Genomic DNA, 21372 nt, shown 5'->3' with positions numbered 1-21372 from the left:
ATACTATCAAGGAGGTTTGTATGGCAATTCATGTGATGTGGTTTAGAAAGGATCTGCGCTTAGAGGACAACACGGCACTTACTGAGGCGCTTTTGTCTCTTCAAGCAAACGACCAATTGTTGTGTATGTTTCATCTCAATGAAAAGCAGTTTCTCCCCGATGCACCAAGCCATGATTACTTTTTTAGCGCAGTTGCTCACTTTATCGAGGCTGCCAAAAAGCAAAATCTGACGATCCACCTCTTAACGGGGACTTTGACAGAAGCCTTTGATCAGTTGTTCGCTCACTATCCAGAATGGAGCCAGCTTTACTTCAACTTTGATAACCGTGGATATGGTCGTAAACGCGACCTCTACATAAAAGAATTGGTCGAGAAAAAAGGCGTCACTGTCCATTCCTTTGAAGAACATCATCTACACCAACCAACGGAAGTCACCAAAGAGGATGGGACATACTACAAAAAATTTACGCCCTATTATAAGAAATGGATCCAGCTGCCCAAACCGGTCTATCAAAAGCAGGCCCTTGATTTTGAAAAAGCCGCTCATTTTAATGATGCCCGTCACTTTAAAGCAGGGACAGCGTTGCTTGCTGAGCTGCTAAAAAATAGAAAGACCGATTTTTCAACGATCGTTGGGGAAGACTATGCGCATAAACAATTGCAGGCCTTTGTGCAAAAGCGTTTGGCCGCCTATGAAAAAGACCGTGATCTCCCTTCGATCAAAGGAACCAGCCGCCTATCCCCTTTCTTGTCTTTTGGACAACTCTCTATTCGGAAGGTTTGGGCCGCTTGCCAAGGAATGCCACCCAGCACTGGCAAAGCGACCTTTTTAAAAGAACTGGCTTGGCGAGATTTTTATCATATGATCTACTTCACTCATCCGGAGCAAAAAAACTATGAACTCATTGAGAAATATCGAAACATGGATTGGCAAAAGGATGAAGAGGCGTTTAACAAATGGCAAGCAGGGCAAACCGGCTATCCGATCATTGATGCCGCGATGCGGCAGCTGAATCAAACCGGTTGGATGCATAACCGTCTACGGATGATCGTCGCTTCCTTTCTAACCAAAGATCTACTGATCGATTGGCGGCAAGGAGAAGCCTATTTTGCTCGACAATTGATCGACTACGACGCTGCCAGCAATATCGGCGGCTGGCAATGGGCAGCTTCGACCGGCACCGATGCCGTTCCTTACTTTCGAATTTTCAACCCCATCACTCAGGGGAAAAAATTCGACAAAGAGGGGACGTTTATCAAACAATTTGTTCCCGAACTCGCCCAGTTGCCGCTAAAATTCATCCACGAACCTTACCTGATGACTGACGAAGAACAAGCCGACCTAAAGGTAGTTTTAGGCACCGACTATCCGTTGCCTATAGTCGACCATAACGAAGCCAGGAAAAGAGCCCTCGATTTGTATAGTAAAATCGAGCCGTGAGCAGCTGTCATGGCCTGCTTTCAAACATTATCGGTAGAAAAAAACCAGCAAAGACGCTCCGTAAGAGCTCGTCTTTGCTGGTTTTTTATTAAACTGGTGCGCCATTTTTCGCCTTTCAATAGTGAAAAAACAAACGGCACGTCTCATCAAATAGTCTGCTGGTGAGCATACAAAAAAGAAGCATTTTCCATGCTGTGTTTTTTAATTAAGGTCTTGTTGTCTACTTTCCCTCTTATTTCTAGTCGCTCTAAGCACCAATCCCCTGACAATTTATAGATTGAACCCTTTACTAGCGGCGTTCCCTGCTTTTTCACGACTGGCTAGCAATGTTTCTCCTTGCAAAACTGTTCGTCTGATGAAAGGTCATCTATAGAACCATTCTGTTATAATAGCTCCATATTTGAGGATAAGGATGGTTTATATGAAAAAAATAATCGGATTCGTCTTAGTCGTACTTTTAGGGTTTGCCGGATACAAAGGCTATGAATATTATCAATCCACCTATTCAGGACAAACAGCTTACGCGTATGTCCCATCTGAGATTCCGCCTAAGGTAGAACATGAAAGTAAAAGCGGCATCGGCGACCAGTCGCCTTGGTATTCTTACGATTACACGTTAAACTTTGTAAAAGAAGATGGTAGCACACAAACACTCGAGGTTTCATTATCAGAAGATAACGCAAAACCACTAACACCAAATTCATATGTAAAAGCGGTGATCAGTGAAAAGCGGACAATAAAAGGCCCGAATGGCGTTGAAAAAGACGCAATTCCCAAAAAGATTCTAGAAAAATTAGAAAATCAGAACTAATGAGCTTTTGTTAATAAGGACTAATGAGTTGCACAATATCAAATCTGGGTCAGAAAAAATCACATTCTGGCTCAGATTTTTTTGCTAATGACTTTCATCTTTTTTTGAGTCTACTGGACATGGATGGCACTTATCTAGCTGGTACAAAACCACTCGCAGATAGTTACTGGCAAGTGCAGCGAACCACAAGCCGAGTACAGTAATGACAAGGTGCAGGAAGTGGTGTCGCACAACTTTGAGTCTACGAACAGAAACTCAATTAAACGAAATAGCGGATAAGGTTGCTGAACCAACCAAAGTCCCAAAGTGAAACGTAAAACAAAAATAGCAAATCTTTTGAGATCCGCTATCGATCGAATGCATTTTCTATCTCTTTGTACAATTTTTCAACATTAAGCATCCCGTAATCTTTTTTTGAAATAGCTATGACTGGTGTTGTAGGAAAATTCTGTTCAATTTCGTTTTTCGCATACCCGAAAGATGGAGTCAGCAAAATAAGATCGGCTTCACCGCCATATTGATTTACCTGATTCGAATTATAGGTCTCAATTAAAACTTTATGTCCTCTTTTCTGCATAAGCATCTCCAGTTTCCTACTTAAAGCCTGCGTTTGTAAAAGCCCTTGGTCCGCAATGAAGCTAAAGACGATATCAAAAATAACAACTTTTTTCCACTTCTTTTCTTCTTCTGAATCTTTTGTTTTAATTAAATCTCCTGTTTTTCCCATGTTCTGGTATCCTTTCATTTTAGAAAAAAGAGTCTCAAAAAAAGTAGGTCTTTTCCTTCCTAAAATCTCGTCAACAGAAACATTGAAGTAGTTACTCAAAGATATAAGCGTCTGAATGTCTGGATTGCTCTCATTTCTTTCCCACTTTGATACAGCTTGTGGCGTAACGTTCAAAATTCTTGCTAAACTTTTTTGGGTCATTTTTTTCGATTGTCTTAATTCTTTGATATTTTTTCCTAAATCTAACATTAATATAATTCCCTTCAGATTATCTTTTCAATGAACGGATCGTTGAATAGAGGGAATGAGGACTAAACTATTGGTTGAGTTCTATCTCAGCGCTTATTAGAACGCTTTCATTAGTTCCTTAATAAAAAATTATCGTTCAGAATTTCTGTTAAGCTTTTTTGAGTCATCATTTTAGATTGCCTTAATTGTTTGATTTTTTCTTCTCTCGAACATTAATATAACTTCCTTGAGATTAACTTTTTGATGAACGGAGTGCGGAATAGAGAAAATCAGAACTAAACTATTAGTTGAATTCTATTTTATCACACTTCCGTTTTTGGAAAAATATAGCTAGTCGGTTTGTTGATATTGATAGAGCCAACTAACGACTGCAGACTCACATCTTTATGTGGGTCTTTTTTTACATCCTTCCAAAACCCACATTTTGAATCCCTTCTGTTATTTTCACGTTTGATGACTTCTGCTCTGTTGCGATACGTTATACAAGGATACTGGACACATTTATCTAGCAGAAAGCTGCTTGACTGACTCTGTTTTCATCTCGGCATCAATGACAAGAGCAATTCAAGCGCCTTTTCCTTTCCCTACTTCGCAGATAATTGAAAAAGCAGCGAATCACCTATCCGTTGACTCGCTGCTTTTTAACTAACAAGTGATGGCTCACACCACAAAAGAATGATATTTAGAATAAGCAATTTGATCGACGATCGCAGAAACCTGATTGACATCTAAATCGGCACCAATGGCGGTCACTTGATAAAATTGGTCATAATTGTTCCCTAATTGGGGGAGATTGGCATTGGAAATCAACAAGTCAAATGTCTCGTCCGGAGTATAGGGTAAAACAACAACATTTTGCTTGCCTTTTAGTTCATTTTTTAACAAGTAAATCGAAGCATCCGCCAAAAGACTGGAGCACATATTTAAGACCCCGATCCGTACCCGATATTCTTCTTTAGGCGATAACATATAAATTAAAAAGACTAGGCGTTTCTTGAGATAGTTGAGTTTCGTGGACGTAAACAAGTTGGTCGGTGCAATAATGTGTTCCAGAATGTCTGAGATCACTTGATCCCGCAAGGAATTGTGAAACATTTTGTGGTAATAATTTAGCGTGACTCGATCGATGGAATAATTCACTCCATGAAAGTAATAAACTTGTGCGATTAAGGAAAAGACATTGGCTTTGATATCGATCGTCGTATGCGAGGCATCAAGACGATAAATGGACTGGATTGCTGCCATGACTTCATCGGTGATCTCAAAGACGGGATTTTTATTAGTGTACAGTCCTAAGCGAAGTTCCTCGTAAGGAATCCCGCCCACCGTAATGAGGAAGAGACAGATAAAGAATGGCACGATCTTCGCTTCATCTACTGAGCAGATACATTTTTTAGAAGCATAGATCTGTCGAATAAAGTGACAGAGGGGCATCTCTTGGCAACGCTCGATTTTGGTTTGTTCTTCCGGACTTAAACTTCCCAAGGTCGTGTGAGACGTGACTTTTTTCATAATCACATACAACCAGATCTTCAGCTGCTTTTGTTGGGCAATCGATAATGTTATTTTTTTCGCTAACTCCGCAACCAGGTCATCGATCAAAACAGAATCGATCGTTGTTGCACCCATTTTGACAAAATTATAGTAAAAATAAATGCGTTGTGTCATCGTTCCAACTAGTTTTTTGTTTCTGATCTTTAATTCAAAATGCTGCAACAACTGATTGCACTCAGCAATCAATCGATTGAGGGTCCCCACACTTATGTTTAATTCATCAGCCAAGACGAAGGCATCATAGCCTGCATGTTGAAACAAATAATGGATGATTTGATATTTAGCAGATTTTTTCAATAGCGTGTCGGTCAAATCATCCAGTGAGACACTATCGGTTACTTGCAGTTCCAACGTATAACGGTTGATGATAAAAGAGACCTTCTCATTTTTTAGTTGCCGTTGAAGGCTCTCTGATAATTTCGTCAAGGTCGGCATCGTAATATCTAATTCCCGACACGCATCACTTTTTTTGATATGACCGGTCGATAAATACAAAAATTTGAGCAAGATATACTCTAATTTCAAGTCCTTATCCAGTAAGTCTTCTTTATACATGACTGTTTTTCCTCCAGTGTAAATCTATATTCATTCAGAATAGTTACAACCAATTTACAGAAAAAGATAGCAGTACGTTACTTATGAAACAAACAAGCGCAGTAAAAACAGGCCCTTTCTACACATACTTTTCCTTCACTTACTCCCCAACAAACCATGACTGACAAACAAAAACCCTCGATGCAAGACGAATTTCCCTAAGAATTCCCTCACGACAACGTTCTAAGATTTCCTTTTTGTTTATGTAAAACGTTCTTCTCTAAAAAAATATATTTAGACCATAATAATTAATACTATCACAAGCCAGAAATGTCAATAAATGAAATTATCAAGCACTGTTTTTTTTACTTTCTCTTAAAAAACGACACTATCAAGTGCTTACCCGTTCTTACAAACAAAAAAATCAAAGGCAGTCGATGCAACCGCCTTTGATTTTTCTATAAACCATTGTTCATTCAGTCTTGCAAAAAACGTTTCATAAAGGGACCTTTTATTCATTGAAAAAAGCAATGAAAGGGTTTCTAGCGATACCGTTTCTTAATGTGAAAAGCCATAGGTTTGATCGGATGAAACATGACGGCTTGGTCGCTTGTTCAAGCGCTCGATTCCTTCTTTCATGTCTTGCACCAGATCCATTGCCATTTGCATACTTAAATCTGCCCGACAGACAAAGCGTTGGATATTGATATGTGATAGATTATCAGGTAATGGATAGGTAGGGACTTGCCAGCCTTTCATCGCAAATTCATCCGTCAAATCATACAGATTCCAAGAAATATCGGCATCTTCTTTTAATTTGTAGCAGACGATCGGCAACCGTGAACCATCATTATAAATATCGAAGTAACCCATGTTTTCAATCTCTTTTGCTAAATATTGGGCAACATCACTGGTCTTTTTGTGGATCAAGCGGTAGCCTTCAAACCCATTACGGATAAAGGTGTAATATTGTCCGATGATTTGGCTGGCACTTCTTGAAAAGTTGATGGCCATCGTTGGCATTTCACCGCCAAGATAACTTACTTTAAAGACCAGCTCTTCTGGTAAGAAATCTTTTTCTTTCCAAAGCACCCAACCGATACCAGGATAGACTAACCCATATTTGTGTCCAGACGTACTGATGGAACGAACGTTTTTCAAACGGAAATCCCATTCAAGTTCTGGTTCCATAAATGGTGTGTACAATCCACCACTAGCCGCATCCACGTGGATGTAGACTTTGTAGTCGGTGTGTTTGTTGTATTCCTCTAATTTCTTATCTAGTGCTTTGATATCATCGTATCGTCCAGTGTAAGTGATCCCTAAAATACCGACGACTCCGATCGTATATTCATCTAAATAGTCCGTGACCTTTTCGACATTGATGCTGCCATGTTCTTCATCGATAGGGATCGTCCGCATTTCAATGTCCCAGTAGACACAGAATTTTTCCCAAACGACTTGATAGGCAGAAGAAATCACTAAGTTTGGTTTTTGTTTATTGATATCTAAGCCAAGTTTTTTTGCCCGATTGCGCCAAGCAAATTTTAAGGCCAATCCACCTAGCATACACGCTTCACTTGAGCCTACCGTTGATGTACCGATAAAATCGGATGCTTCTGGGGCATGCCATAAATCAGCGATCATGTTGACACAGCGGTTCTCAATTTCTGCTGTCCGTGGGTACTCGGTTTTATCGATGGCGTTTTTATCAAGGGTTTCACTCATGATTTTGACTGCTTCTGGTTCCATGTAGGTTTGACAAAACGTCGCCAAATTTTGTCTTGAGACCCCTTCATCGATCAATTGATCCTTGACTAATTCATAGGCATCCCGCGGTACCAAGGACTCTTTTGGTAATTTGTACATAGGGATCGCTTGATCCATTGCCTCATTCCCATAGATAGGCTCCAAATATTGGGCTTCTTTTCGATTTTTTTTACTAAATAACATGCAGCTCTCCTCCTCATAGGTTGTGCTTTTTATTTTTTATCGCTTGCTTTTTCACCTACATATTTATAGATGACAAACGGTATCACGACAATAATCAGCCAACTGATGATCAAGATGGCTAAATAGGTTCCGCCCTTTCCGGAGCCGATATCGCTCGGTGGAAAGAAGGAAATAAAGAAAGAAAAAATAGAAACAAGCAAACCAACCATCGCAACACCAATTTTCACATTTTTCCCACCAGGAATATGATACGTTCTTGTTAAGTCGTCTTTTTCTTTGACTAATTTAATATAGGAAAGAAACAAGAGGACATAAGCCACCAGATAGATGCAGACCGTCAAAGCCATCGCAACGAAGAAGGATAGATTGGCGCCTCCACCGCCTAATGTCAAGACAACCGCCCAAATGGAAACAATGATGCCTTGTACCAAAACGATATTGATTGGGACATTGTGTTGATTGACTTTGGCCATTTGTTTTGGCAGCAAGCCATTTTCAGCTGCTTCAAGCATCGCCGTCGATGGGCCGACTACCCAAGCAGCAATTTCTGCAATGACACCTAAACAGATGACCACGGCAATCAAACGAACCAGCCATTCTCCGCCGCCAAAATGATGGATCAAATAAGAATAGGCTTGAATCACGCCAGTATCAAGAGACAATTGATTTTGGGGAATCGTGGCAGCCACCGTTGCCCCACCTAACGTATCCAAAAGAATCGTTGCTACAACTAAAATCAAAATAGCTTTCGGGTAATTCTTTCCAGGATTGTCCATATCTTTTACGTGACTGGCAGAAGATTCAACCCCTGCATAGGCCAAAATAAAGGAAACAAAAACGACCAGCGTATTGATTTTCGTGAAATCAGGAATCCATGCACCTGAGCCAAAAGAAACTTTGACGGGATTCCCTTGAGCAATGTAGACAATTCCTAAGATAAAAAGAATGATCCCTGTTGCGACGATCCCCACAAAGAACCCTACTTTGGCAATCTTCGCAGTATTTTTTGTTCCGCCAAATTGTGAGATCGTAATCAGCCAAAAGATCACTAAAGTGGCAATCAGCTTCAGCCAAACATTCGTATTAAGAGCCGGCCAATTTAGGGCATAGGAAAGCGCCCCGACAATAAAGTAAATCATCGTAATAAAGCCTACCGTGATTTGGAACCATTGGAAGAAAATGGCAGCAAAGCCCCATTTTCTCCCTAATGTTTTTGAGACCCAGGTATAGAGTCCCCCTTTTTCCCATCCCTTTACAGTAGCCATCTCCGCAGAGCAAAGGGCTACAGGGATAAACCAGAGGAAACCGCCGACGAGTAAATAAAAAACTAAATTCATCTTCGATGTCGCAAAGGTTGGATACTCATATACCGTCATCACCATTGAAGCAGTTATTGCAAAAAAACTCAACAATGATAGTTTTTTCTTACTAGTATCCATTTTTTTTACCTCCTATCGTTAGATACTATTTTTCAGCAGCGGAAGATAGATCAATATGGTACGTATGTGTCAAATCTCCATCTGCTTTAAATTCGATTTCGACCGCTTTGATCGCTGGCAAACTTTGTTCTTGCGCCACTTTAAAATGAATAAAGCCATCTTTATGTTTGTCATGGGTCAAAATCTCATCATCTAAGTAGTCCACAAACACTTCCGCTTCTACTTTTTTGCCATCATTCAACACCAAATAGGCTTTGTCAGGTTTGATTTTTTTGTCTTTCGAATCTTCATTAAACAATTGATATTTCAGTGAGAGCAATGTTTTGTATTCTTTGTCTTTGTCTTTGAATTCTTCTACATTCACGATTTTTACATGATTCACTAAAAAGCGAATGTGATCCCAACCAGCATTTTCATAATTCGTTTCATACCAAACGACGTCTTTGATTTTCGGATCGATTCCCTTAGTTACGATTTCTTCAAAATACCCGTCATCACTCAATTTTTCACTTCCCACAACTACTTCATCTGACGAATCGCTGATCAACGTTTCCGTTCCAGACCCAGAGACCACTTCCCCTGATTCTTCCACTGTTGAGCATGCACCTAGAGTAAACAAAACGCCTACACCTAAAACGAAACCTGCAACTAATGATGTTTTCTTCATTGTAAATCCTGTCCTTTCTTTTATTATTTTTATTCCATCTCAGGTATACCATTTAACCCAAAAAAGCGAATACCTAATTTTTTATTTTAAAAACAAAAAAACACGAAAAATAATTCGCGTTTCGGTGCTATCATGAAGTGCAGATAAGAACAATGACCATTGAAAAGAAAGGACTGAGTTTTTTTGAGAGCGCTTGTGGTCGTCCTAACTGCCGTTTTGTTAAGTATCAGCCCTCTTTCAGCTGACTTTTATCTGGAAAGGACGGACAGACTTCTAACGCAATGTTTTCTCGGATAGAAGTTGCCCAAAATGAGTGGGCGCCTACTAGGTCACAAAGATTCGTCGGAACGCTGATGCTTCCTGATGCAAAAGACAGCTTGCTTACAGCTGACGGGCATTTTCTGAGAAGACCTTCCAAGCTTGCGACGAATAGGCGAGGAGCAATAGCAGCTTGTAGGGTTCAAAAAACACCCAAAACCGCACGGGGCAGTCATCTTTCTCAGCGCTGTAGCTCTTTAGCCCCTACGACTTTGCGGTTAGAAAAAGCATGTCAGGCACAGGCAATCAAACGTCTTTAGCTCTCATCCGAGTATCTGGTGTCGTACATGACGCCTTCATCCACAGGGTTTCCGCAGTGATGGCACATAGGTAAGTCAAAAACAAATGATCCTCAAAACGTTTATCCTCACGTGTATCCTAGACAAATCTACTTCCCCATCCTGAACACAAAAAATAGCCACTACCTACTTTCCATTTACTTGTGCCATCCTCTGCTTGATAAAATGATCAAAATTTTTTGATTGAAAAGAAAAAATTGCCTATTCTGTTTTGATCATTTTTTAGTGATCGATCATTACTTAGCTAGCTAAGCCCCCAAACCCCAAGCAGCCCCCGAAAAACAGTTTTTCGGGGGGCTGCTTTGGGTTTACACCTTGTTTGACTCCTTATAATTTTTAGTACAGCAGCTAAGTCTCTCTTTGAATATCATTGAACTCTATTAATGATCTATCAAATTACCTATATAAATCCATTTCAACTAAATATTCTCATGCTCCTTCATTCGTTTCCCTCAAAATCTAAATTTTGCTTTTTGTTTTATAAGGTTCAATAGTGACTATTACATGCGTCAATACATTGCAAAAAAGAGCTTAAATACCTTTAAAATTGTATCTTTCTCTCATTTTTAGTAGCCGCACCATCCACAAATTATTAATTATACATTTTTTTAATTTGTGATATAGTTTTTACATAGGAGGGAGAGAATGAAAAAAATATTAAAAAGAAACCAACCACTTTTCTTTTTGCATGTGATTTTATGCGCAATTGCAGCGCTCATTCAAGTTGGGGTTGCTTTGGTGTATAGACAAATCACTGAGGTTGCTATGTCAGGAGATGTAAAAAGACTTTTATTTATTGGTATATTCGCCTTCTTTTACATCTTATTGAACACGATGAGCGATTTTATTCCAAGAAGAAGTAAATCCGTCTTAGTTCAATCAATAATGAATCAACTGAGAGAGAGTCTCTCGCAGAAAATCGTTCGAATGAATCCGGTACTATTTCTTAAAAATGAGAAAAACGAGTATCTCTCAAAGTTGGCAAATGAAATGAAAGTCGTTGAATTAGAATTTTTAAAGCCCGGATTTGGACTGATTTTAAGCATTTTTACCTTTCTATTCTCTCTTTTATTCACACTAAAATTAAACACTTCTTTTTCATTGATTATGCTGCTCTTAGCTTTTAGTCCTTTGCTAGCCCCTTATTTCGCTAAGCGAATCCTTAGTGATCGTCGCAAGTCCGTTGTTCTGGAGCAAGATCGTACTCTTAGTTTATTTGACCAACTTCTCTCAGGATACATGACCTTACGTGTCGGCAAAGGTTTTCCAACATATACGAAAATTTTTACTAACAGTAGTGAACGATTAAAAAAGGAAAGTATCACTTTTGAAACATTACAAGGACTGACTTATGCAATTTCTTTTGGACTTGGGGATCTTGCTTATTCAGGGACATGGATCGTTGGTGGCTTCTTTGTTGCTGCCAAAATAATCACCATTCCCGATCTTATTGCGATGACTACACTAATGAGTACGATTGCCGGTCCGTTAGAGTATTTCAGTACTTCAGTTACAGATATTTTAGCGAGCAAGAAGGTCGCGGACGATCTTATAGCTTTCATTGATGGCACCGATGATGATGAGCCCAATCGCTCACTTGAACTTGCAGAACCAATAACTACTTTATCGATTGAAAATCTGCATTTCCATCATGGAAATCGCTTGATTTTTAATGGTTTTACTCAAACATTTGAGCGTGGAAAAAAATATGCTATCACTGGCGCAAGCGGTAGTGGGAAGTCGACACTATTGAATATTTTAGCGGGAATTTACCCTATCGACGATCGTCAAGTATTGGTTGACCAGCAAGAGATGAATCAGCTATCTAGAGACTCCCTTTATGAGAAAGTCGCACTTGTCCAACAAAAAACTGCTATCTTCCAGACGAGTATTGCTTACAACGTTTCTATTTTTAGTGAATACGAACTTGAAAAAATCGTTGATGTTTTAAAACGAAGTGGATTAGATGATCGTTTTGATAACAATGATTTAACCGATACGCAAGATAATACATGGATAAACTTTCTTTCTGGCGGCGAGCTTAGACGGCTTGAGATTGCTCGGGCAATCTTTAAAGATTCCGATGTTATTCTTTTTGACGAACCAACATCTGGTCTAGACAGTATAAACGAGATGATTATCAGTGACTTAATCTGCTCACTTACAGATAAAATAGTCATTGTCGTTACTCACTCAACAAATCAGGAATTTCTAGGTTCATTTGATGAGCTAATTCAGTTAAATAGATCATGAATTTAGATGATATAGGCCTACCTTATGTCATCTGGAAATATAAAAGAAAGGAGAGGTATACAATGAAAGTAATCTCTGAAGCTTCAAAAGAACAAATCATCACCATGTGTGGAAGTAATCAGCATTCCCATCATCCACCAATCATCTTACCTGAAGAGACTGATACACCATTTTCAAATCAGAAAAAAGAAGAGATAAAAAAAGAAGAGAAAGCTAGTTAAGAGAAAATCATTTGATCCTTACTTTACTTATTAATAAGGATAATAGCAATCAAAGAAGGGGTCGTGACTAGCTATATATGTCTCGACCCCTTCTTACATATTTCCCGCAAACGCAAATAATTTTTTTAACAGCTATTTGTTATCAACTTTCTTCATATACAGAATTGGATAAGGGTTTCCTTGTTCGTCTAACTCGCTTCTTCTGTATACCTCAAATCCCATATGCTCATAAAATCCTTTCGCCTGAGGATTCTGTTCATTTACTCCCAGTTCATTTACAGCATAGTTTTCCATCCCGTATGCCAAGAGTTTCTTTCCTAGGCCCTTGTCTCTTTGTTCATTTGCTATAAACAGCATTTCAAGATTTCGATCCGAGATCCCCATGAAACCAGCTGGCTCTCCATGCTCACTTTCTACGACAATCAAATGCGGCACATGATGCAATGCCTCTGGAATGTATTGCTTAATGGCTTGGATTTCAGACTCTGACAAAAAGGTGTGCGTCGCCTTAACAGAACTCTCCCAAACTTCAATTAATTGTTGCTCTAACTTTTGATTCATATTATTTACTTCTTTTATATTCATGGATAGTCACACTCTCATCAGCTTTTTTTCGTTTTTCATAACAAGAACCGATTATTTCCTTGATCCAAGTTAAGAATTTTCATCATCATACCATGAGATGGATTTATTTAAAATCTATGGATAAAAAATGCCTCGCTCAAATAGATAACGAAACAATCAATTCTAAGAGAGTATGACTTGCTTTGAAACACACTAAAAAAGGAGCTTTCAATATTGATAATTTCTCAAATCATTCTGTTGAAATAAAAATACTTGTAGCTTTTTCTTCCCGAATAGTCGCCATAACGAACAAAATATATTCTTTTAAACAAACGATTTTAAACCACTTGCCCTAGAGTCCACTTTAGGGTTTATGATTACTTATAGAAAAAGATAAGGAGAACCAACGATGAATATAAAAAAAGCAGCGGAAATGTTTGATTTGAGCGTAGACACATTGCGCTATTATGAACGAGTCGGTGTGATTCCACCTGTCCAACGCAATGAGAGTGGCTATCGGGTGTACACAACAAATGATCTAAACTGGATCTATTTAGCAAAACATTTACGAAATGCAGGACTGTCCATCGAATCGCTAATTGAATTTGCTCAATTGGCACAAGTGCGTGAAAGTCAAAATGTCGAAAAAGCTCAGAAACAGATTTTAGCCGATCAACTCGAAGAATTAGAGAAAAAGTTAGCAGAAATGCAGGAAGTGCGAGACCTGCTTATTTATAAGATAGAAACGTATGATGAGCATATCGCAAAATTCAAAGCAGGAAATATGACCCCTGATAAAGTGGAAAAATTATGGGAACGAAAAAAGTAACATCTTTTACTTGCTATGGACTTAACTCCAAGGTTTAGGATAGAACATGCAATGAAAATTAGAGGAGGAAACATTATGCAAACAATCACACTCAATAATGGTGTCACCATGCCGCAACTAGGATTTGGCGTTTATCAAATTCCTTTGGAAGAAACAGCAGAAGCTGTTTACCAAGCAATCAAAGCTGGGTATCGACTGATCGACACCGCTTCTATTTATGGAAATGAAACAGAAACAGGCGAGGGAATCAAGCGCGCCATCACTGAAGGTCTAGTCACTCGAGAAGAACTTTTTGTTACCTCTAAATTATTTATTCTCCAAACTTCCGAAGATAAAGCGAAAGAAACGATTGAACTTTCGCTTGAAACAATGGGATTAACTTACCTCGATCTTTACCTTATTCACCAACCATATGGAGATATTTATGGTGCTTGGCGCTCCATGGTTGCTGCTCAAAAAACAGGGAAATTACGTGCAATTGGCGTTTCAAATTTCAAATCAGCTAAGATGATCGAGTTTGTCGGCTTGAATGAGGTGAAACCTCAAATCAATCAAATCGAAGTGAACCCTTGGAATCAACGAGTGGAAGATCAGGAATGGCATGATAAATATGACGTCCAAGTTGAAGCTTGGGCACCTTTTGCAGAAGGACGCCATGACCTATTTACCAATCCGACATTAGCAGAAATTGGCAAGCAATATGGCAAAACGGTTGGCCAAGTTGTTCTTCGCTGGTTGATGCAAAGAGGGATTGTCGCTTTAGCAAAAACAGTTCGTCCAGAACGGATGGCTGAAAACATTGCTATTTTTGACTTTGAGCTTTCCCAGGAAGACATTGAAAAAATAGCCGCTTTAGATAAAAAAGAGTCCGCATTCTTTGACCACGATGCTCCCCAACAAGTGGAATGGTTTATGAATCGGATGTTAGATACTGAAAGCTAATAAGGAAAACACTATAAGTCCGCTCCCCTTGCAAAAGGAGGCGGACTTATAGTGTTTCTTACTGAATGGTAGGTCGTCACTTTTCTTTGTAAAAATGAAAATGTTTTGAAACTCCGGCTAGTGAATCTGCACGGATCAAATAACTGCCTTTCATACTTAATCGTGGGTCCTAAATGATGACCTACAAAGTGACGAAGGACGTACATTCGTAGAACTGTGCAAAGCAACAAGCCTAAGACGCTTATCTGGCCTCTCAAATTTCCTTTCATCAAATATGTTTTAGAGATTCTATACGTACCTATAGATAAATTGCCCCCAATTCTTCTACTCTTAAGGGGAAACAATAAAAGAAATCTTTAAATCAAGATAGCTGCTGCCATCACAACGAAATTATAGAAGCTATGTGCAAAAATGGATTCCCAAATATTTTCCCTACGTAAATAGGTGATCGTCAAATAAAACCCTATGACAAAGTAGGGAAAAAGAGCAAAAAGATTCCCGTTCGCATTTACAATATGACTCTGAGTAAAAAGCAAGAGGCTTCCGACAGCAGTGATGATTCTCAACCATCGTTTTTCTCCAACATAAATCAGTATGTAGCGATAAAGCATTTCCTCAAAAACAGGTGCTAGCAAAAGAGCATCAAATACAAAGGCAAGGGTTCTTTGATCTGAGGGATAAACAAAAATCAACGCATTGAGATCACGAAATAAAAGAATATTAATTAAACCGATGGTAAGGATAATACTCGCAGGAACGATTAGAACGATTTTTATTAATTTAACTTTATTTAGCTTTTGATAACTCTCTACTAAATAATTACGAAAGAGTATAGTACCGAATAAAATGAATAGTAATTTTATTCCAATATAATTATAACTCATCAAATATCTTGCATAAGAAGAAGGAATGCCACGTATTGCTAGCCCCTTCCATAGGACATAAAACAATAAAAATAACCCTCTTTTCAACTTATCCCTCCTATTGAACGAAAGCTTTATACTCCAGATAGTTTTACTCTTATTTCAGTTCTTCCTATCTCTAAAATAACAATAAACCAAATAACCACTGGAGCATACTAACAAAGGAAGTCCGACATAGAGCATACCAATTCCTAACGGATAATTAATAGCAAGGTCAAGTTGGATATTCTTAAGTTCTTCTTGACTGATTGTGTCAAAATCTTGAATAGGGATCAAAATCGTTTGTAAAAAAAAGCCAACGACCGTGATAAAAAGACTGAAACAAAAAACGCCGAGTGCAAATTTTTTCATAAGAGACCTCTTTTCAGCATACACTTTATTGCTTTATGATCTTATTATACATACCATTCATTAAAAAAAGAAGCTTAAAATATTTTTACACATCACACTTGCAACAATTAACAAGGAAATCATCCTATAGAAGTCATTCCTTAGCTGGATAAAGGAGTCTCCTCACTAATAATCCTTCCATCAAACAACATAGGAAGTGTTTAATTTCCTTCATTCGACTTACTTGAAATCTGCCTCTATGAAGACTAGAAACACGTATCCAAATCACCGCTATCCACCGTATTTAGAGTATCGATGTGCTTTTTTAAGACAGTGCCGAAATGGCAGACCTTTTCTCCGAAAAAATCAGAGGGGATGCTAAAAAAAACCGCTAGCAGTAAACGAATCATCGTCCTTACCAACGGCATTTTATGAAAGGTTCTGTCCTAGCTTCTCTAAAAATTCCACTTCATATTTTTAGTCAGGCACTGTTTTTATTGTAAAAAAATTTTCTTTTCTTTAGCTTAGCAAAGGTGGATTGCCATTCTTTTCTAGGACATGTTTTGTGGTCCGTAGTAAAAAGATTCAGTACTTTTTAAACGGTTCTTTGTCTCGTAAATGAAGATTCTCATGATTGTCTTCGATCATTTCAATCACTCTTGGTTCACTCGTAGCGTACGCTTCCTTCAACGCAGCATCTAAAGCTTCTTTGGAGCGTACACGGACTGCTTTAATACCGTAGCTTTCAGCCATTTCTTTATACCCAATATAATCGATATCGACCCCTTCTTTTTGTCCGTTATAGTCTAGTTCTTGTTGGAATTCAACCATGTTGTATTCTTTATCCACCCAGATTACTTGCACAATATTCAAATTGTAATGGGCTACTGTAGCTAATTCTTGTGAGGAAAACATAAAGCTGCCATCCCCACCTGAAGACAAAATCTTTTCCTCAGGACGCAACAATGCTGCTGAAATCGCCCAAGGAAGACCGACGCCTAAGGTTTGTTCCCCATCAGACATTAAGAAATGTTTTGGCCGATACACCTTTAGGTATGAACCTAGCCACACTTCATGACTTCCTCCATCCATAACAACGGTCGTATTTGGATGAGCATCGATTATTTTTTGCAAAGAATCAACAATTTCCAATGGATGTAGTTCATCCTCAGTTGTTTGGCTGGGTACTTTTTTCTTCGCTGTCAATTTTTCTTGCAAGTCATGGACAACCATTTTCCACTCATCCGTAATGGCTTGATCCGTTATGCTATTGGTAATATTTTTTAGATTTTTTGCGATATTGCCTAAGAGTATGGTGTCAGGGAGATAAGTTTCATCTAAATGATCCACTACAGTATCAATATCAATAATGCGCTTGTTATCGGTATTCCAAACAGAAGCCCAGTATTCAACCAAATTTAATCCCAATGTAATCACTAAATCACTGTTAAAAACTAGTTCATCCCCAGGCAGGTTATTAAACAGCCCCACTCGACCCACATAGTTTTTAGAAAACTCGTCCGTCAATAGACCTGTAGCTTCGAACGTCTCCACGACCGGAATTCCCGTTTTTTTAACGAACGCTTGAATGGCAGTCGCCGCATTATCGTCGGCTGCCCGAGCACCAACGATAATAACTGGGCGTTTTGCCGCTTTGATTTTCTCAACTGCACTAAAAATGGCAGCTTCGTCACTGATCGTATTGTCCAATTGATTCACTAAGGTCGAAAAAGCCAAACCAGATTTAGTGGTCTCAGCTAACAGAATATTACCTGGAATATCCATAAAAACGGCCCCGGGATTGCCATTGATACTTGAGACATACGCATTCGCTACTTCATCTGCAAGAGCATCGGTATGCTGAATTTCCTTGGCATATTTAGTAATCGTTGAATCATTCATTACGCCAAAATATTAGGATTTTGAGGATACGGTGTTACTAACTTCGCTTGTGGAACTTGTCCGGCAATAGCCAATACCGGGTCACCATCAGAAGTCGCCGTAGCTAAAGGTGTGACCAAATTCAAAGCCCCCGGTCCTGACGTAGTCATCACTACACCAGGTTTACCAGTCATGCGCCCAATTCCTTGTGCCATGAAACCCGCATTTTGTTCATGTCTTACCGTAACAACTTTAATCTCTTCACGTTTCTTCAAAGCCATTAATAGCGGACCCAACTTGCCGCCTGGCAATTGAAAGACATATTCCACGCCATTTTTAATCAATGTATCTACAATCAAGTCTGCACCGTTCTTATTCATAATAAATCTCTCCTAAATGTTTTTTGCAAGTTGTTTATTAGGATTACTTGAGATAGCTGTAAAGGTAATAAATTTGCTTACTCGTGTACTATAGATTCAAAAGAAAGAATTGTACATTAGGGAATTTTTTTATACGTCTATTTCTTATTGCTTCTTACGATTAGGAGATGAATTATTTTACAAATAGTAAGTAAATCCTTATGATACTCTCAGACATACGGAAAAGGAGACAACGGAAGATGACAAGAAAAATATACAATTGCGAAAATGGCTGCGCGGTCGAATCGACTTTACAAATGATTTCAGGTCGTTGGAAAAGCGTTATCTTATATCATTTGATGTTTGATGGGTCGCTTCGCTATAACGAACTACAAAAGCTGATTCCTGGCATCACTAGAAGAATGGTCTCTTTGCAGTTGAAAGATTTAGAAAAGGATGGATTGATCTATCGTAAGGTCGTTCAGGAAAAACCATTACAGGTTGTGTATGGAATGACCGATTATGGCTACTCTTTAAAAGAGACCATTGAATTATTGTATCGCTGGGGCGAAGATTTTAATCACAAAAACGCGGGATTACTTGAAGAAGAATGTTTAACTTGCAATTGATCGCGACTGCTAGTAAAAATGAGGTTTTTAACGTGAAAAAGATTGAAAATATTGAAGAATTATATGAAGCATTAAGCACATCAATGGAACATTCAACGTGGTGGGATACAGAAAATCCATGGGAAATCGTTGTCGGATCAATTTTGGTTCAAAATACCAATTGGAAAAATGTGGCCTATTCCTTAGCAAACATCAGAAGAGAGATTGGATTTTCTCCGAAAAGATTGGCAGAAATTGATCAGTTCCTTCTTCAGGATCTGATTCGGCCCAGTGGTTTCTACAAAAATAAATCCCGCGCGATAAAAGAAATCTTTTCTTGGTTTCAGCGCTACAACTATGATATCGGTATTATACAGAAAAAAGAACAGGCTGAGTTACGAAAAGAGTTGCTAGCTATCTATGGTGTTGGCTATGAAACGGCAGATGTACTAATGGTTTTTGTGTTTAATAAGGTCGTGTTTATCGCTGATAAATACGCACAACGAATTTTTAGTCGCTTAGGCCTAAATGAGCCGCTTACTTACCTCACTCTTCAAAATATGATCGAATTACCGGATACATTTACCAATGAACAAGCACAAAATTTTCATGGTTGGCTAGTTGATTACGGTCAAGTCCATTTGAGATCGGATAAAGACTGGCAAGCAGGCTTCTTAAGTCAGTTTACACTCGTTCACCTCTAATTGTGGTATAAAAAAATTCCCTAATTTACATTTCATTGACCGAGGATTACGCTGTCCTTGTTACAAAAACACGTTTCAAGGAGGAGATAGTATGAACGATCCATTTTTAGGATTACAAGACGTGCCAGCGTTTCACGTGACCAGTAAGGACATTGTTGACGGGAAACTTATGGATAAGAAATTTATGTCTGGCGATTTTGGGATTGAGGATGGACAAGACATTTCACCAGAGCTTCATTGGACCGGTGCACCAAGCAATACGAAAAGCTATGCGGTTACCTTATACGACCCTGATGCACCAACTGGATCCGGATTCTGGCATTGGGCAGTCATGAATATCCCCGCTTCTGTAGAGGAATTATCACAAGGAGCCGGCAGTAGCGATAACGCAAAGCTGCCACAAGGAGCCGTTCAATTACCAAATGATGCCCGCATGAAAAAATATATTGGTGCTGCGCCGCCCAAAGGTCATGGTGTTCATCACTACTTCTTAACGGTTTGGGCATTGGCTATTGAGAAAGTTGAAATTCCTGAGGATTCTACCCCAGCCTTTTTCATTTTTAATACCTTTGGACATGTCCTAGCTCGTGGTGTTGTGAACTTTGAAGTCGAAGTGAAATAGGGAAAGCTCAGAGAGGAAGATACGTAATGAATGCTGCAAAAGAAAACTATTTTGGCAAACTAGAACAAGTCCATGAATTTTATGGTGCGATGCCTACCGGTGTTAGCTTATCGGAAACCGGGAGAATCTTTATTAATTTTCCTGAATGGGGAGACCAAGTAACCGCGACAGTCGTTGAACGAGTAGACGGCAAATTAATTCCTTATCCTAGCCAAGAAGCGAATGCATTTGATCCTCAAAATCCGGAAAACGGATTTCTAAGTGTACAAAGTATTGTTGCTGATGGTGCTGGTACTTTGTGGGTATTGGATACCGCTGCACCCAAATTCACCGTTCCTGTTAAGGGTGGTGCAAAACTGGTTGCTGTGGATTTAAGTACTAATCAAATTCGCAAAGTCTATACTTTTTCACCGGATGTCGTCCTAGACTCTACGTATTTGAATGATGTTCAAATTGATTTACGCCGCGGTTCTGAAGGGGTAGCCTATATAACCGATTCTTCTATTACCGGTCCTGGTGCGTTGATCGTACTCGATTTAGGTACTGGCGATGCGTTTCGTATTTTAGATGGCGCACCCTCCACCGCGGTTGATCCAGCCTTTATTCCTAAAGTTGAAGGCGAGATTTTGTTAAATCGCTCGGCTGATGGAACAACTTCGCCTTGGCAAGTGGCAGCTGACGGCCTAGCGATTTCTCCCGATGGAAAAACCTTGTTTTTTAGTCCTTTATCCAGTCGACATTTATACTCAATTGAAACTGATAAAATTTTCAACAAAGAAATTGACGATCATGCGTTAGAAGCACATGTTAAAGATTGGGGCGAAAAAGGCGCCTCCGATGGCATGATTACGGCAGAAGATGGAACGATCTATGCTGGCGACTATGAAAACAACAGCATTCGTGTGATTCACACGGATGGTACTATGGAAACTTTGGCTCACGATCCGCGTATTTTATGGCCAGATACTTTATCTATTGGACCAGATCAATACTTATATTTTAACGCCAACCAGCTGCAACGGCAGGCTAGTTTTCACAAAGGAGAAGACCTGAGAGAGAAGCCTTACAGTCTGTTCCGCATTTTTATCGGGAAAGGTCCTGCGAAAGCAAACTAACCGGTCTTGATCCAAATGGAGGGCAATA

The 21372-nt window shown here is 39.1% G+C and carries 20 protein-coding genes; 10 read left to right on the top strand and 10 right to left on the bottom strand.

Features of this window, described 5'->3' with window-relative positions:
• The first annotated feature begins 20 nt into the window (after positions 1-20).
• Both IAE45_RS14340 and IAE45_RS14335 read left to right on the top strand, forming a co-directional pair.
• Complete coding sequence (locus IAE45_RS14340) at positions 21-1442, top strand: cryptochrome/photolyase family protein (protein WP_200126709.1); 1422 nt, start codon at positions 21-23, stop codon at positions 1440-1442.
• A gap of 421 nt (positions 1443-1863) precedes the next feature.
• The gene (locus IAE45_RS14335; RefSeq protein ID WP_229045653.1) at positions 1864-2253 is read left to right on the top strand and encodes a YxeA family protein; all 390 of its coding nucleotides are present in this window, start codon (positions 1864-1866) and stop codon (positions 2251-2253) included.
• Positions 2254-2599: 346 nt separating this feature from the next.
• On the opposite strand, the gene IAE45_RS14330 is transcribed toward IAE45_RS14335, so the two are convergent.
• From IAE45_RS14330 to IAE45_RS14310, 5 genes are all read right to left on the bottom strand, one after another.
• Positions 2600-3229, bottom strand: coding sequence for a helix-turn-helix domain-containing protein (locus tag IAE45_RS14330; RefSeq protein WP_200126711.1), 630 nt, complete (start codon positions 3227-3229; stop codon positions 2600-2602).
• A 660-nt stretch (positions 3230-3889) separates the two neighbouring features.
• Positions 3890-5338 carry a helix-turn-helix domain-containing protein gene (locus IAE45_RS14325; protein ID WP_200126713.1) on the bottom strand — a complete coding sequence of 483 codons (1449 nt, stop codon included), beginning with the start codon at positions 5336-5338 and terminating at the stop codon, positions 3890-3892.
• A 537-nt stretch (positions 5339-5875) separates the two neighbouring features.
• Complete coding sequence (locus IAE45_RS14320) at positions 5876-7270, bottom strand: glutamate decarboxylase (protein WP_005233215.1); 1395 nt, start codon at positions 7268-7270, stop codon at positions 5876-5878.
• A gap of 29 nt (positions 7271-7299) precedes the next feature.
• On the bottom strand, positions 7300-8709 hold the full coding sequence (locus IAE45_RS14315; RefSeq protein ID WP_016612532.1) for an amino acid permease: 1410 nt from the start codon (positions 8707-8709) through the stop codon (positions 7300-7302).
• 25 nt (positions 8710-8734) lie between these two features.
• Positions 8735-9376 (bottom strand): hypothetical protein, encoded by a 642-nt coding sequence (locus tag IAE45_RS14310; RefSeq protein WP_005230557.1) that lies wholly within the window; start codon positions 9374-9376, stop codon positions 8735-8737.
• Between the two features lie 1262 nt (positions 9377-10638).
• Between IAE45_RS14310 and IAE45_RS14305 the strand changes: the two genes are divergently transcribed.
• Positions 10639-12246, top strand: a complete 1608-nt coding sequence (locus tag IAE45_RS14305; protein WP_077454095.1) for an ATP-binding cassette domain-containing protein — start codon at positions 10639-10641, stop codon at positions 12244-12246.
• A 62-nt stretch (positions 12247-12308) separates the two neighbouring features.
• Positions 12309-12467 (top strand): hypothetical protein, encoded by a 159-nt coding sequence (locus tag IAE45_RS14300; RefSeq protein ID WP_008380281.1) that lies wholly within the window; start codon positions 12309-12311, stop codon positions 12465-12467.
• Positions 12468-12599: 132 nt separating this feature from the next.
• Here IAE45_RS14300 and IAE45_RS14295 read toward each other — a convergent pair whose 3' ends face one another.
• A complete protein-coding gene (locus IAE45_RS14295; RefSeq protein WP_077454093.1) occupies positions 12600-13052 on the bottom strand; it encodes a GNAT family N-acetyltransferase in 453 nt (150 codons plus the stop codon).
• Between the two features lie 388 nt (positions 13053-13440).
• Here IAE45_RS14295 and IAE45_RS14290 point away from each other — a divergent pair, with 388 nt between their 5' ends.
• Together IAE45_RS14290 and IAE45_RS14285 are read left to right on the top strand one after the other, a co-directional pair.
• Positions 13441-13860: a MerR family transcriptional regulator gene (locus IAE45_RS14290; protein WP_016608514.1), complete on the top strand. Its 420-nt coding sequence runs from the start codon at positions 13441-13443 to the stop codon at positions 13858-13860.
• 75 nt (positions 13861-13935) lie between these two features.
• Complete coding sequence (locus IAE45_RS14285; RefSeq protein ID WP_170920173.1) at positions 13936-14802, top strand: aldo/keto reductase; 867 nt, start codon at positions 13936-13938, stop codon at positions 14800-14802.
• Between the two features lie 356 nt (positions 14803-15158).
• Here the strand turns inward: IAE45_RS14285 and IAE45_RS14280 are convergent, their stop codons facing one another.
• The 4 genes from IAE45_RS14280 to IAE45_RS18995 all read right to left on the bottom strand — a co-directional run bounded on the left by IAE45_RS14280 (position 15159) and on the right by IAE45_RS18995 (position 18316).
• Positions 15159-15773 (bottom strand): CPBP family intramembrane glutamic endopeptidase, encoded by a 615-nt coding sequence (locus IAE45_RS14280; protein WP_081119373.1) that lies wholly within the window; start codon positions 15771-15773, stop codon positions 15159-15161.
• Between the two features lie 54 nt (positions 15774-15827).
• Positions 15828-16076, bottom strand: coding sequence for a hypothetical protein (locus IAE45_RS14275; protein ID WP_081119374.1), 249 nt, complete (start codon positions 16074-16076; stop codon positions 15828-15830).
• A gap of 564 nt (positions 16077-16640) precedes the next feature.
• Complete coding sequence (locus IAE45_RS14270) at positions 16641-17957, bottom strand: thiamine pyrophosphate-dependent enzyme (RefSeq protein WP_233619075.1); 1317 nt, start codon at positions 17955-17957, stop codon at positions 16641-16643.
• Complete coding sequence (locus tag IAE45_RS18995) at positions 17957-18316, bottom strand: thiamine pyrophosphate-binding protein (RefSeq protein WP_233619074.1); 360 nt, start codon at positions 18314-18316, stop codon at positions 17957-17959. The genes IAE45_RS14270 and IAE45_RS18995 overlap by 1 nt, the downstream gene beginning before the upstream one ends.
• Before the next feature lie 239 nt (positions 18317-18555).
• On the opposite strand from IAE45_RS18995, the gene IAE45_RS14265 reads away from it, so the two are divergent.
• The 4 genes from IAE45_RS14265 (at position 18556) to IAE45_RS14250 (ending at position 21344) form a co-directional block, all read left to right on the top strand.
• On the top strand, positions 18556-18924 hold the full coding sequence (locus IAE45_RS14265) for a winged helix-turn-helix transcriptional regulator (RefSeq protein WP_200126715.1): 369 nt from the start codon (positions 18556-18558) through the stop codon (positions 18922-18924).
• A complete protein-coding gene (locus tag IAE45_RS14260) occupies positions 18906-19607 on the top strand; it encodes an endonuclease III domain-containing protein (RefSeq protein ID WP_200126717.1) in 702 nt (233 codons plus the stop codon). The genes IAE45_RS14265 and IAE45_RS14260 overlap by 19 nt, the downstream gene beginning before the upstream one ends.
• Before the next feature lie 91 nt (positions 19608-19698).
• Positions 19699-20229 carry a YbhB/YbcL family Raf kinase inhibitor-like protein gene (locus IAE45_RS14255; RefSeq protein ID WP_077454086.1) on the top strand — a complete coding sequence of 177 codons (531 nt, stop codon included), beginning with the start codon at positions 19699-19701 and terminating at the stop codon, positions 20227-20229.
• A 26-nt stretch (positions 20230-20255) separates the two neighbouring features.
• Positions 20256-21344 carry an L-dopachrome tautomerase-related protein gene (locus tag IAE45_RS14250; RefSeq protein WP_081119377.1) on the top strand — a complete coding sequence of 363 codons (1089 nt, stop codon included), beginning with the start codon at positions 20256-20258 and terminating at the stop codon, positions 21342-21344.
• Positions 21345-21372: the final 28 nt, after the last annotated feature.

It is taken from the genome of Enterococcus sp. S53 (assembly GCF_016516865.1).
Taxonomy (GTDB): domain Bacteria; phylum Bacillota; class Bacilli; order Lactobacillales; family Enterococcaceae; genus Enterococcus_D; species Enterococcus_D innesii.
This window is presented reverse-complemented; position numbering and strand designations above follow the sequence as displayed.

Coding starts and splice junctions, on each gene's coding strand:
- IAE45_RS14335 (WP_229045653.1), top strand. CDS start 1,864: ATGAAAAAAATAATCGGATTCGTCTTAGTCGTACTTTTAGGGTTTGCC.
- IAE45_RS14265 (WP_200126715.1), top strand. CDS start 18,556: ATGACAAGAAAAATATACAATTGCGAAAATGGCTGCGCGGTCGAATCG.
- IAE45_RS14320 (WP_005233215.1), bottom strand. CDS start 7,270: ATGTTATTTAGTAAAAAAAATCGAAAAGAAGCCCAATATTTGGAGCCT.
- IAE45_RS14255 (WP_077454086.1), top strand. CDS start 19,699: ATGAACGATCCATTTTTAGGATTACAAGACGTGCCAGCGTTTCACGTG.
- IAE45_RS14310 (WP_005230557.1), bottom strand. CDS start 9,376: ATGAAGAAAACATCATTAGTTGCAGGTTTCGTTTTAGGTGTAGGCGTT.
- IAE45_RS14250 (WP_081119377.1), top strand. CDS start 20,256: ATGAATGCTGCAAAAGAAAACTATTTTGGCAAACTAGAACAAGTCCAT.
- IAE45_RS14305 (WP_077454095.1), top strand. CDS start 10,639: ATGAAAAAAATATTAAAAAGAAACCAACCACTTTTCTTTTTGCATGTG.
- IAE45_RS14285 (WP_170920173.1), top strand. CDS start 13,936: ATGCAAACAATCACACTCAATAATGGTGTCACCATGCCGCAACTAGGA.
- IAE45_RS14340 (WP_200126709.1), top strand. CDS start 21: ATGGCAATTCATGTGATGTGGTTTAGAAAGGATCTGCGCTTAGAGGAC.
- IAE45_RS14295 (WP_077454093.1), bottom strand. CDS start 13,052: ATGAATATAAAAGAAGTAAATAATATGAATCAAAAGTTAGAGCAACAA.
- IAE45_RS14315 (WP_016612532.1), bottom strand. CDS start 8,709: ATGGATACTAGTAAGAAAAAACTATCATTGTTGAGTTTTTTTGCAATA.
- IAE45_RS14300 (WP_008380281.1), top strand. CDS start 12,309: ATGAAAGTAATCTCTGAAGCTTCAAAAGAACAAATCATCACCATGTGT.
- IAE45_RS18995 (WP_233619074.1), bottom strand. CDS start 18,316: ATGAATAAGAACGGTGCAGACTTGATTGTAGATACATTGATTAAAAAT.
- IAE45_RS14275 (WP_081119374.1), bottom strand. CDS start 16,076: ATGAAAAAATTTGCACTCGGCGTTTTTTGTTTCAGTCTTTTTATCACG.
- IAE45_RS14290 (WP_016608514.1), top strand. CDS start 13,441: ATGAATATAAAAAAAGCAGCGGAAATGTTTGATTTGAGCGTAGACACA.
- IAE45_RS14260 (WP_200126717.1), top strand. CDS start 18,906: ATGTTTAACTTGCAATTGATCGCGACTGCTAGTAAAAATGAGGTTTTT.
- IAE45_RS14330 (WP_200126711.1), bottom strand. CDS start 3,229: ATGTTAGATTTAGGAAAAAATATCAAAGAATTAAGACAATCGAAAAAA.
- IAE45_RS14325 (WP_200126713.1), bottom strand. CDS start 5,338: ATGTATAAAGAAGACTTACTGGATAAGGACTTGAAATTAGAGTATATC.
- IAE45_RS14270 (WP_233619075.1), bottom strand. CDS start 17,957: ATGAATGATTCAACGATTACTAAATATGCCAAGGAAATTCAGCATACC.